Annotated in this window: 8 protein-coding genes; 6 read left to right on the forward strand and 2 right to left on the reverse strand. The window is 56.0% G+C overall.

Annotation, left to right across the window (positions count from 1 at the left end; all coding sequences use genetic code 11):
* Positions 1-10 precede the first annotated feature (10 nt).
* The gene (locus tag ACK2JC_RS25905) at positions 11-1,171 is read left to right on the forward strand and encodes an AI-2E family transporter (RefSeq protein WP_368271491.1); all 1,161 of its coding nucleotides are present in this window, start codon (positions 11-13) and stop codon (positions 1,169-1,171) included.
* Between the two features lie 114 nt (positions 1,172-1,285).
* On the opposite strand, the gene ACK2JC_RS25910 is transcribed toward ACK2JC_RS25905, so the two are convergent.
* Positions 1,286-1,522 carry a hypothetical protein gene (locus ACK2JC_RS25910; RefSeq protein ID WP_007712526.1) on the reverse strand — a complete coding sequence of 79 codons (237 nt, stop codon included), beginning with the start codon at positions 1,520-1,522 and terminating at the stop codon, positions 1,286-1,288.
* A 180-nt stretch (positions 1,523-1,702) separates the two neighbouring features.
* Positions 1,703-2,551 carry a PHP domain-containing protein gene (locus ACK2JC_RS25915; RefSeq protein ID WP_118754141.1) on the reverse strand — a complete coding sequence of 283 codons (849 nt, stop codon included), beginning with the start codon at positions 2,549-2,551 and terminating at the stop codon, positions 1,703-1,705.
* Between the two features lie 174 nt (positions 2,552-2,725).
* Between ACK2JC_RS25915 and ACK2JC_RS25920 the strand changes: the two genes are divergently transcribed.
* The 5 genes from ACK2JC_RS25920 (at position 2,726) to ACK2JC_RS25940 (ending at position 11,693) form a co-directional block, all read left to right on the forward strand.
* The gene (locus ACK2JC_RS25920; RefSeq protein WP_320936678.1) at positions 2,726-4,546 is read left to right on the forward strand and encodes a VanW family protein; all 1,821 of its coding nucleotides are present in this window, start codon (positions 2,726-2,728) and stop codon (positions 4,544-4,546) included.
* Between the two features lie 214 nt (positions 4,547-4,760).
* A complete protein-coding gene (locus ACK2JC_RS25925) occupies positions 4,761-5,015 on the forward strand; it encodes an HPr family phosphocarrier protein (protein ID WP_092361100.1) in 255 nt (84 codons plus the stop codon).
* Between the two features lie 242 nt (positions 5,016-5,257).
* Positions 5,258-8,794 carry a pyruvate:ferredoxin (flavodoxin) oxidoreductase gene (nifJ, locus tag ACK2JC_RS25930; RefSeq protein WP_320936677.1) on the forward strand — a complete coding sequence of 1,179 codons (3,537 nt, stop codon included), beginning with the start codon at positions 5,258-5,260 and terminating at the stop codon, positions 8,792-8,794.
* A 253-nt stretch (positions 8,795-9,047) separates the two neighbouring features.
* Complete coding sequence (locus tag ACK2JC_RS25935; protein ID WP_368271492.1) at positions 9,048-10,931, forward strand: ATP-dependent endonuclease; 1,884 nt, start codon at positions 9,048-9,050, stop codon at positions 10,929-10,931.
* A gap of 327 nt (positions 10,932-11,258) precedes the next feature.
* Positions 11,259-11,693, forward strand: a complete 435-nt coding sequence (locus tag ACK2JC_RS25940; RefSeq protein WP_368271489.1) for a PTS sugar transporter subunit IIA — start codon at positions 11,259-11,261, stop codon at positions 11,691-11,693.
* Positions 11,694-11,715 lie beyond the last annotated feature (22 nt).

Consider the following 11,715-nt stretch of genomic DNA (forward strand, 5'->3'; position numbering starts at 1 on the left):
AACAAAGCGTATGGAGTTAAATCGCGATACAATTAACAAACTGAGATGGCTGATCGTGTTTACGGTGGTCGTGGTGGTGACGGGGGTCAATTACCGGAAGCTGCTGGAGCTTTTGGGCAGTCTGGTGCACATCGCATCCCCCTTTATCCTGGGAGCGGCCATCGCATTTGTCCTCAACGTGCCTATGCGCAACATTGAGCGGCATCTGCCCTGGAAGGGGAAGCTGGAGAAGCTCAAACGGCCCGCGGCCATGAGCCTGGCTATTCTGGCGGTGGCCGGAGTGCTGTTTCTGGTGACCTTTGTGGTGGCGCCGGAGATGATCAACACCTTCAGCGGCCTGCAGAAGAGCGTGCCCATCTTCTTTGCCGGGGTAAAAAACCAAGCGGAGGAGCTGTTTGCCAGCAATCCCCAGATTTTGGAATATCTGGGCAGCGTGCAGGTGGACTGGGATCAGATTCTGCAGAATATGGCGGAATTTCTGAAAACCGGAGCCGGTTCCATGTTGAGCACCACCATGTCGGCGGCTGTTTCCATTGTGAACGGGGTGTCCACCTTCGCCATCGGATTTATTTTCGCCATCTACATCCTGTTCCAGAAGGAAGTCCTGGGCAGGCAGCTCTGCTCCCTGATGAACGCCTTTCTGCCGGAACCGGCGGTGGAGCGGACCCTGTACATCGCCGCGCTGGCGGAGCGGACCTTTTCTAGCTTTCTCACCGGACAGTGCGTGGAGGCGGTGATCCTAGGCGTTATGTTCTTCGTGGCCCTGTCCATTCTGCGCCTGCCCTACGCGCTGCTGGTGGGCGTGCTGATCGCCTTCACAGCGCTGATCCCCATATTCGGGGCGTTTGTGGGACTGGGAATCGGCGCGTTTCTGATGCTCATGGTCAATCCCATGGATGCGCTGATATTTACCATCACCTTTTTCGTGCTCCAGCAGATCGAGGGGAATCTTATCTATCCCCACGTGGTGGGCGGCTCCGTGGGCCTTCCCTCCATCTGGGTGCTGGTGGCCGTCACGGTAGGCGGCAGCATGATGGGGGTCGTGGGGATGCTGCTGTTCATTCCCCTGTGCTCCGTGCTCTACGCCCTTCTGCGTGAGGCTGTGCACGGCCGCCTGGCGCAAAAGAAGGCGCACGGGGATGAAGGGGGGAGCGCTCCGGGGAGTAGATAGACGCCCGCCGGCAACGCATGCGGCCCATTGCATCCAACAAAAAAACAGCCGCGGACCCGTGAGGGCCTGCGGCTGCTTTGAACAAAACGGTATGAACGCCTGTCTGCGTCCGGTTTATTCTCCCTGATACATGTATTTGATTAGACGTTCGATGTCCTCACGGTCGTGGGCAACCAGGTCTAATTCTTTGATATACCCGTTGGAGAAAATCGTAGCCATCGACAGATACTGGGTGAGCTTGGACTTGAGGTTGATGCGGTCGCCCTCCGGGGACACCAGCTCAACGGTTCCCTTGCACTCATCGATTACTTTGAAAAATTTATCCACATCGGAAATGTTTTGAATCTTCATGGTGAATCCTCCTGTTTTGATCGCCGCCGGTTGTATACCGGCAGGTTGATAATGCGTTTCCTCGACTTGATTATAGCAAAGACGCTGGGGGAGTACAATTATAAAAATTCATAAAAATTTAAGAAAATGCGCCCGGCCGGAAGATCACAAGTGCCAATAAATGCCATTTTTGGGGGGAATTCAGCTCCCGGCGCGCAGGCGGTCGATGTCGTCCAACAGCAGGGAGGACACCCTGAGGCCGCCCCGGCCGGTGCCGATGGAGATATCCGGCTTGTTGGCACCGTGGAAGTCCGAGCCGCCGGTGGGAAGCAGGCCCAGCTCTTTGGCCAGCACCTGCAGCTTCCCGCTCTCGTGCTGGTTGTGGGAGGAGTGGTACACCTCCAGGCCCTGCATGCCCATCTCCTTCATCTGCGTTACCAGGGTGCGGATACCGCCGTCCCCCAGATTGTACTGATAAGGATGGGCCAGGGAGACGAAGGCGCCGCCGGACAGCAGTGCGGAGACCACCTCCTCTGGGGCGGGAGAGGCCTTGCGGGGGCAGTATTTCCCTCCGTACCGGAGATAGCGCTTGTAGGCCTGGTCCAGGGATGGGGCGTAACCGGCCTCCACCATGGCTCTGGCCACGTGGGCCCTGGTGATGACGGTGTCCGGATTGGAGCCGGTGAGCTGCGCCCGGGTCAGGGGCATGCCGTCCTGCTCCAGGCGGGAGAGCATCTGCCGGTTGCGGTCGTCCCGGATCCGGCGGAACTCCTCCAGCATCCGGCCGAGGACCGGGTCGGAGGGGGTCACGAACAGGCCCAGAATATGGATCTCCGTGCCGTGGTAAATGCTGGAAACCTCGATGCCGGGAATCAGCCGGATTCCGGCGGCGTCCGCGGCGTTCTGAGCGGCGGGGATGCCGTCCACCGTGTCGTGGTCGGTCAGGGCGATGGCATCAAGTCCCGCCTGCACCGCCAGTGAAATCACGGCTTCCGGCGGACAGCTTCCGTCAGAGGCCGTGGAATGAACATGTAAATCCACAAAACCCATGAAAATCACCTCGTGAAATAATTTCGTAATACTATAGTAACACGAATTTCATAATAAGTAAAATCGGTTGGAAAATTTAAAAAAAAGACAGTTCCATTTCTGATAAAGTATGGTATACTACAATCTGGACTCAAAAAGTAAGCACGGAAACAGTTTTGATAACAGGTGAAAAAGATGAATCAATTAGAGAACGAAAACAGAAGAAAGAGCTCTGCCGGCAGAAGCCGCGCCAGAGGAAATGATAGAAGCTCATACAGTACCTCCAGAAGTTCTTCCAGAAGCGGATCCGGTTCGGGGCGGAGCAGCTCCTCCGGCCGGAATCACTCATCCTCTTCCTCCTACCGGTCCGGTTCGGGCGGCAGGAGCGGAGGCCGCAGAAACAGCCACCACAGGAGAAAGGGGCCGGATTACCAGAAGATCGCCATTGTGGGCGTGATTCTGCTGATTCTGATCACCGTGATTGTATTTATGGTGAAATCGTCGAAGAAGGCGGGCGTGGAGGATCCTGAGACCACGGAGGTCCAGACCACGGAGGCCGAGATGACGAAATCCGTGTCGGTGGAGGGCGTGGACATCACGGGCATGTCCCGGGACGAGGCCAGAGCCGCTATTCTTGAAAAATACCCCTGGAATATGACCGTCGTGTTCGGCGAGGATTCCTACCAGGTCACCAACCTGATGGACTCCAGGATCGACAGCCTGCTGACCGAGATCTATTCCGGCGAACCTCAGGAGACCTACAGCCTGGACACCACCGGGTTTGAGGAGGCCGCCGCCGCTGAGGCCAAGGCCGCTGCGGGCAAGTGGAATAAGAGCGCCCAGAACGGCGCCATCGAGAGCTATGACAAGGAAAAGGATACCTTTGTGTTCGCCGGGGAGAAGGCGGGCTTTGCCATCGACGAGGACAAGCTGGCGGCCGATATTCTGAAGGCTCTGGCGGATAAACAGTTCGACGCCCGGATTACGGCGGACGGCGGCGAGGTACAGCCGGAGATCACCCAGGCTTCCGCCAAGGAGAAATACAAGACCATCAGCACCTTCACCACGGACACCACGGCCAACAAGAACCGGAACACCAACGTGCGTCTGGCCGCCGAGGCCATCAACGGCACCATCATAAAGCCCGGCGAGGAGTTTTCCTTCAACGGCACGGTGGGCAAGCGCACCGAGGAGAAGGGCTATAAAGGCGCCGCCGCCTACAACAACGGCGAGGTGGTTCAGGAGATCGGCGGAGGCGTGTGCCAGGTGTCCACCACCCTGTACAACGCGGTGGTGCGCGCGGGGCTGGAGATCAGCTACCGCCGTTCCCACACCTTTGAACCCTCCTATATCACTCCCGGACAGGACGCCACGGTCAGCTACGACCAGCCGGACTTCCGGTTTATCAACAACTCCAAGACGGCCATCGGCCTGAAGGCCAGCTACGCCAACCAGAAGATGACGGTTTCCGTGTACGGGATTCCGATTCTTGAGGACGGCGTGAAGTGGGATCTGCGCTCCGAGAAGGTGGAGACCCTGGATCCGCCTGCGCCCACCTACGAGGAGGACCAGACGCTGGAGCCGGGCGTTGAGAAACTCAAGAGCGCCGGCACCAACGGAAGCCGCTGGGTGACCTACAAGGTGGTGATCAAGGACGGCAAGACGGTCAGCGAGGAAGTGGACCACAAGACCACCTACAAGGGCCACGCGCCCGTGATTCTGCGCAACACCTCCGGCGTTGTGCTTCCGCCGGATGAGACCACCACGGCCGAGGTTTCCACCGTTCCCACCGTGGACGGCATGCCGGACGGATACGTGCCGGGAGAGAGCACCCCGCCGCCCGCCGGAAACGGCGATATGAGCCAGGGGCCCGGCGTCACCGGTACCACCTCAGCGGCGCCTGCGCCGGATGCGGGAACAAGCGCGCCGGAGAGCAATATGGGGCCGGGAGGGCCGGATCCGGGAATTCCGGCGCCCCAGGATACGCCCGTTGTGGCTCCGAATCCGGGTCCCTGATCCGGATGAATTTCAGAACAACCGGCCGCGCCGGCGGCCGAATATATTCCGTCAGACGGATGATGCGGGAGATGCCTTTGTCAAAAAAGGCGTCTCCTGTTTTTTTTCGCGTACTTAGAATAAATTTGCCGTTTTTTTAGTGAAATTTCTCCTCATTGTGCTATGATTGTGTTATGATAAAAAAGAATCTTTGCAAGACAGGAGAGTGAGAGATATGGTAAGCAAAAAATTTGTTGTCCGGCATGACGGCGGCATGGACGCGAACCACGCGGCCCAGCTGGTGCGGCTGGCAAACCAGTACGACTGCAATGTGCATGTGGAGTTCGGCCAGAAGCGGGCCGACGGGAAAAGCATCATGAACATGCTGGCCCTGGGAGCCAGAACCGGAGATGAGATCGTAATCATCGCCAACGGCCCGGACGAGGAGTATGCGCTGAACGCTCTGGAAGAGTATCTGGACCGTCAGTGAGCCGCGGGCGCGGCAGCGGCATGATTGGATGCGATGGGCCGTTGGCGCAGCCTGCGGATCATTGTCTGTCCGCAGAGCGCCTGAAACATGCGCCGGCCGGCGCTGTGGACTTTTTTGTATACAATCACATTTTTAATTTGCAATTTGTTAAATAATTGCTATAATAGTATACAGGTCAGTCTCTGTTTTAGAGACTCACATGAATACCATTACATATTCACTATTTGCAGGAGGAAAGTAAAATGGCAAGAAAAATGAAAACCATGGATGGTAACCATGCAGCGGCACATGCGTCATACGCATTTACCGATGTAGCGGCTATCTATCCGATTACGCCGTCCTCACCCATGGCGGAAGCCACAGATGAGTGGGCAACTGACGGAAGAACAAATATCTTCGGCCAGGAAGTACAGATTACCGAGATGCAGTCCGAGGCTGGTGCAGCGGGCGCCGTTCACGGTTCTCTGGCAGCAGGTGCGCTGACCACCACCTACACCGCTTCCCAGGGTCTGTTACTGATGATCCCCAACCTGTATAAGATTGCCGGCGAGCAGCTTCCGGGCGTATTCAACGTATCTGCCCGTGCCATCGCCAGCCATGCATTATCCATTTTCGGCGACCACTCCGACGTTTACGCATGCCGTCAGACCGGCTGCGCCATGCTGTGTGAGTCCAGCGTTCAGGAGGTTATGGACCTGACCGTTGTTGCCCATATGGCAGCTCTTGAGGGCAAGGTTCCGTTCATCAACTTCTTCGACGGCTTCAGAACCTCCCACGAGATCCAGAAGATCGAGACCTGGGATTACGACGATCTGAAAGAGATGGTGGACATGGACGCAGTGGACGAGTTCCGCGCCCGCGCTTTAAACCCCAACCATCCCTGCCAGAGAGGTTCCGCTCAGAACCCTGACATCTTCTTCCAGGCGAGAGAGGCCTGCAACCCCTACTATGACGCTCTGCCCGCAATCGTGCAGAAGTACATGGACAAGGTTAACGAGAAGATCGGCACCGACTACAAGCTGTTCAACTACTATGGCGCTCCGGACGCAGAGCGTGTGATCATCGCTATGGGTTCCGTGAACGACACCATTGAGGAGACCATCGACTACATGCTGAAGCAGGGCGAGAAGGTCGGCGTTGTGAAGGTACGTCTGTACAGACCTTTCTGCGCGCAGGCTCTGATCGATGCGATCCCGGATACCGTTAAGGTCATCAACGTATTAGACAGAACCAAGGAGCCCGGTTCCATCGGCGAGCCCCTGTATCTGGACGTTGTTGCCGCGTTAAAGGGCACCAAGTTTGACCAGGTGAAGATCCTGACCGGCCGTTACGGCTTAGGTTCCAAGGATACCACTCCGGCTCAGATCGTTGCCGTATTCGGAAACGAGACTAAGTCTCCGTTCACCGTTGGTATCGTGGACGACGTTACCAACCTGTCCCTGGAACTGGGCGAGCCCCTGGTGACCACCCCTGAGGGAACCACCAACTGTAAGTTCTGGGGTCTGGGCGCTGACGGTACCGTTGGCGCGAACAAGAACTCCATCAAGATCATCGGCGACAACACCGATATGTATGCTCAGGCATATTTTGATTACGATTCCAAGAAGTCCGGCGGCGTGACCATGTCCCACCTGCGTTTCGGACATACCCCGATTAAGTCCACCTACTTAATCCGCAAGGCCAACTTCGTTGCCTGCCACAACCCGGCTTACATCCGTAAGTACAACATGGTCCAGGAGCTGGTAGACGGAGGTACGTTCCTGCTTAACTGCCCGTGGGATGCTGAGGGACTTGAGAAGCACTTACCCGGACAGGTTAAGAAGTTCATCGCTGACCACAACATCAACTTCTACACCATCGACGGCGTTAAGATCGGTATCGAGACCGGCATGGGCCCGACCCGTATCAACACCATTTTACAGTCTGCGTTCTTCGAGCTGACCGGCATCATCCCGGCTGAGAAGGCCAACGAGCTGATGAAGGCTGCCGCCAAGGCTACCTACGGCCGCAAGGGCGAGGACATCGTTATGAAGAACTGGGCCGCAATCGACGCAGGCGCCAAGGGCATGCACAAGGTTGAGGTTCCGGAGAGCTGGAAGAACTGCGAGGATGAGGGTCTGGATTACGCAGTTGTGACCGACGGAAGAAAGGATGTTATCGACTTTGTCAACAACATTCAGACCAAGGTCAGCGCTCAGGAAGGCAACTCCCTGCCCGTTTCCGCATTCACGGATTATGTTGACGGCTCCACTCCGTCCGGCTCCTCCGCTTACGAGAAGCGCGGTATCGCAGTGAAGGTTCCGGTATGGAATCCCGACAACTGTATCCAGTGTAACTTCTGTGCGTATGTATGTCCGCACGCTGTTATCCGTCCGGCTGTCCTGAACGCTGACGAGGCTGCCAAGGCTCCGGCTGATATGAAGCTGAAAGATATGACCGGTATGCCCGGCTACAAGTTCGCCATCACCATCTCCGCTCTGGATTGTACCGGATGCGGCTCCTGTGCTAACGTATGCCCGGGTATGAAGGGCAACAAGGCTCTGGAGATGAAGAGCCTGGAGGAGAACCTGGGCGAGCAGGCGATCTTCGATTTCGGCCAGTCTCTGCCGGTTAAGGAAGAGGTTCTGGCGAAGTTCAAAGAGAACACCGTTAAGGGGAGCCAGTTCAGACAGCCTCTGCTGGAATTCTCCGGCGCTTGCGCAGGCTGCGGCGAGACTCCTTACGCTAAGCTGATCACTCAGCTGTTCGGCGACAGAATGTACATTGCCAACGCTACCGGCTGTTCCTCCATTTGGGGCAACTCCTCACCGTCCACTCCTTACACCGTAAACTGCAAGGGCCAGGGCCCGGCATGGGATAACTCCCTGTTCGAGGACAACGCTGAGTTCGGTTACGGCATGCTGCTGGCTCAGAACGCTATCCGCGACGGCTTAAAGGCTAAGGTTGAGAAGGTGATGAACGACGAGCGCGCGACCGACGAAGTGAAGGCTGCCTGCAAGGAGTATCTGGATACCTTTGGTATCGGCGCTCTCAACGGCACCGCCACCGACAAACTGGTTGCGGTTCTGTCCGGCGTTGACTGCCCGATCTGCAAGGATATTGTGAAGCACAAAGACTTCCTGGCCAAGAAGTCCCAGTGGGTATTCGGCGGCGACGGATGGGCTTACGATATCGGTTTCGGCGGCGTTGACCACGTTCTGGCTTCCGGCAAGGACATCAACATCATGGTTTACGACACCGAGGTTTACTCCAACACCGGCGGTCAGTCCTCCAAGGCTACCAAGACCGGCGCTGTTGCTCAGTTCGCTGCAGGCGGTAAGGACGTTAAGAAGAAAGACCTTGCCAGCATCGCAATGAGCTACGGCTATGTGTACGTTGCCCAGATCTGTATGGGCGCCGACATGGCTCAGACCGTTAAGGCCATCGCAGAGGCAGAGGCATATCCGGGTCCGTCCCTGATCATCGCTTACGCTCCCTGTATCAACCACGGCATCAAGAAGGGCATGGACAAAGCCCAGACCGAGGAGAAGCTGGCTGTTGAGTGCGGTTACTGGAACAACTTCCGCTACAATCCGGCTGCTGAGAAGAAGTTCTCCCTGGATTCCAAGGCTCCCAAGATGGAGGGCTATCAGGACTTCCTGAAGGGCGAGGTTCGTTACATGTCCCTGGCTATGAAGAATCCTGAGAGAGCAGCGAACCTGTTTGCGAAGAACGAGCAGGAGGCCAAGGAGCGTTACGCTTACCTGGAGAAGCTGGTTACTCTGTACGGAAACGACTAATCCGGTCCGTTGATATCAATTTAATATTTGCCCAAGCATTGACTGGCCCCCGGGGAGCGCAAGCTCTTCCGGGGGCTTTTCTGAACCCGGGCGTTTGCGCAGCGGTGCGTTCTGCGAGAAAGGGAGGCGCGCGGGGAAGAGCAAGATTGTGGTTGTGCGGCGGGCTTAAATCCGCTATACTGGAAAGTGAGAGAGCGAGGTTGGGAGTTTGAGGCCGTCCTTTTTGTGCGGCGAAGAGAGAATGGAGCGTTCTATGCAGTTTACCTATTTACGGATACAGAACTTCAAATCCATACGGGATATGGAGATTAAGGATATCGAGGCGGCCCTGATTCTGGTGGGGAAGAACAATACCGGAAAAACGTCGGTGCTGGACGCGTTCAGCGCGGTCTGCGGCGGCTACCAGGTGCAGGCGCGGGATTTCAACGAGAGAAAGCAGGCGGTGCGCATCGACGCCAGCCTGTCCATCGGCGAGGAGGATTTGAAGCTGTTCCACCACATGGGCGTGGTCTGCCAGTACCGCCGCTATGAGGCGTGGAAAAAGACCTTCTGCCAGCGCCTTCCCTCCTACCGGGACGGGGTGCTGTCCTTCACGCTCCACGTGAATTTCGACGGGAAACAGCGGTATGAGGATTTCAGCCGCAAAAACAATCCCTACATCCCCATGGTCCTGCCCAGGCTCTACCGGATCAACGCGGAGCGGGAGCTGAACCAGCTGCAGAACGACCTTCTGATGTTCCAGGAGGACGACCAGCTGCGGCAGATTCGCGCCGGGAGCTGTATTTTCGAGCGGGCCAAGAAGTGCCGCCACTGTTTCCAGTGCATCGGCCTGATCAACCAGAAGAAACCGGATGAGCTGACGGCCTTTGAGACGGCCCGGCTGCTGGAGTATAAAATCTACCAGCTGAACCTGAATGATTTCGCCCGGAAGATCAATGAGAATTTCTTTAAGAACGGCGGTTATGAGGAGCTGAGTTACGCTTTGACCTGCGATGTGGACCAGATGTTCGATCTGGAGGTCACGGCATTTAACCGCAAGCGGGGCGTCTCCCAGCCGGTGGAGATGATGGGCAAGGGCATGCGCAGCATCTACATGCTGTCTCTGCTGGAGACCTACATCGGGGAGCCGGGACGCCTTCCCAGCATCATTATGGTGGAGGACCCGGAGATCTTTCTGCACCCGCAGCTGGAAAAGGCATGCAGCGAGCTGCTCTACCGCCTGTCCAAGAAAAACCAGGTGATTTTCAAGACCCATTCCCCCACGCTGCTGTTCAATTTTAACAGCCGTCAGATTCGCCAGGTGATTCTGGACGGGGACCGGTACTCCGTGCTGCGGGAAAAGACGGACATTGGCCGCATTTTAGACGATCTGGGGTACGGGGCCAGCGATCTGATGAACGTGAGCTTTGTGTTCATCGTGGAGGGCAAGCAGGACAAGAGCCGGCTGCCACTGCTGCTGGAGCAATATTACTCGGAGGTCTACGACAGCCAGGGACGCCTGCTGCGAATCTCCATTATCACCACCAACAGCTGTACCAACATCAAAACCTACGCCAATTTAAAGTACATGAACCAGGTGTATCTGCGGGACCAGTTTCTGATGATCCGGGACGGGGACGGCAAGGACCCGGAGGCGCTTGCCGGGCAGTTATGCCGGTATTATGACGAGCGGAACTTAGAGGACGTGGACCGGCTGCCCAAGGTGACCCGCCGGAACGTGTTGATTTTAAAATACTATTCGTTTGAGAACTATTTCCTGAATCCCCAGGTGATGGCGAAGCTGGGGATTGTGGAGAGCGAGGAGGCATTTTACCGGACGCTTTTCCACAAATGGGGGGAGTATTTGGGCCGGATCCGCAGCGGGCAGGAGCTGCAGCGGATTCTGGGCCGGGATTTTACCTCGCCGGAGGATATGCGGGAACACATGGAGGAGATCCGCGTCCACATGAGAGGCCACAATCTGTACGATATTTTTTACGGGCCTTACCGGGAACGGGAGCAGGAGATTCTGAGGGAATACATCCGTATCGCGCCGCGGGAGGATTTCCAGGATATTCTGGACGCCATTGACCGGTTCGTGTATTTTGACAGCCGGAAAATCGACGGGGAGGAAACGGGAAGTAAACAAAATGAGTAAACAAGTAAACCTGATCCGCTATGGATCAGGTTTTTTGTGAGATTAGAGGTAAAAAAGCGAGTAAACAGATTGAAACATAAGATTTACTAAGTAAAAAATAAATGGTTTACTTTTTTGGAGGAAAATAGAGCGGATAGGGAATGGGAGAGAATTTCTAGTATATTCCAAAAATAATAGTTATTTAGCATAAAAATGTAAATAAAATATGGATATAATATACAAAAAATAGGGAGTTTGCAAAAAACGATTGACAGAGGTCGTTAAAAATACTATACTGCAATTATAAGTAAATTGGTTTACTAAATGAGCGGAAGGAGAAACGTGAAAATGATTGGTATTGTGGTGACAGGGCACGGACATTTTCCCAGCGGATTGCTGAGCGCGATTGAGCTGGTGGCCGGAAAACCGGAGAACGTGGCTGCGGTTGACTTCGAGAGCGGGCAGAGTCAGGCGGACTTACAGACCGCGCTTGACGCGGCCATCCGGGGACTTGAGGGGGATGAGATGCTGGTGCTGGCGGATCTGGTGGGAGGCACGCCCTTTAACACGGCCTCCACGATCCGGGAACAGATTCCGGGCAAGCAGGTGAAGGTTCTGGCGGGGATCAACATGGCCGGTATGGTGGAGGCGGTATTTTCCAGAGCCATGGCGGATTTCGGACAGCTGGCAGGCATGGTGGCTGAGGCTGCCCACAGTGGAATCGTAAACCTGGAGAGTCTGGAAGGGCCCGGCGAGGAACCGGAGTTTGAGGACGGGCTGTAAGCCCGGAGCGGACAGGGGAGAT

The sequence above is a fragment of the Enterocloster lavalensis genome, assembly GCF_046603895.1.
In the GTDB taxonomy this organism is placed as follows: Bacteria; Bacillota; Clostridia; order Lachnospirales; family Lachnospiraceae; genus Enterocloster; species Enterocloster lavalensis.

Coding starts and splice junctions, on each gene's coding strand:
- ACK2JC_RS25905 (WP_368271491.1), top strand. CDS start 11: ATGGAGTTAAATCGCGATACAATTAACAAACTGAGATGGCTGATCGTG.
- ACK2JC_RS25910 (WP_007712526.1), bottom strand. CDS start 1,522: ATGAAGATTCAAAACATTTCCGATGTGGATAAATTTTTCAAAGTAATC.
- ACK2JC_RS25915 (WP_118754141.1), bottom strand. CDS start 2,551: ATGGGTTTTGTGGATTTACATGTTCATTCCACGGCCTCTGACGGAAGC.
- ACK2JC_RS25920 (WP_320936678.1), top strand. CDS start 2,726: ATGAATCAATTAGAGAACGAAAACAGAAGAAAGAGCTCTGCCGGCAGA.
- ACK2JC_RS25925 (WP_092361100.1), top strand. CDS start 4,761: ATGGTAAGCAAAAAATTTGTTGTCCGGCATGACGGCGGCATGGACGCG.
- nifJ (WP_320936677.1), top strand. CDS start 5,258: ATGGCAAGAAAAATGAAAACCATGGATGGTAACCATGCAGCGGCACAT.
- ACK2JC_RS25935 (WP_368271492.1), top strand. CDS start 9,048: ATGCAGTTTACCTATTTACGGATACAGAACTTCAAATCCATACGGGAT.
- ACK2JC_RS25940 (WP_368271489.1), top strand. CDS start 11,259: ATGATTGGTATTGTGGTGACAGGGCACGGACATTTTCCCAGCGGATTG.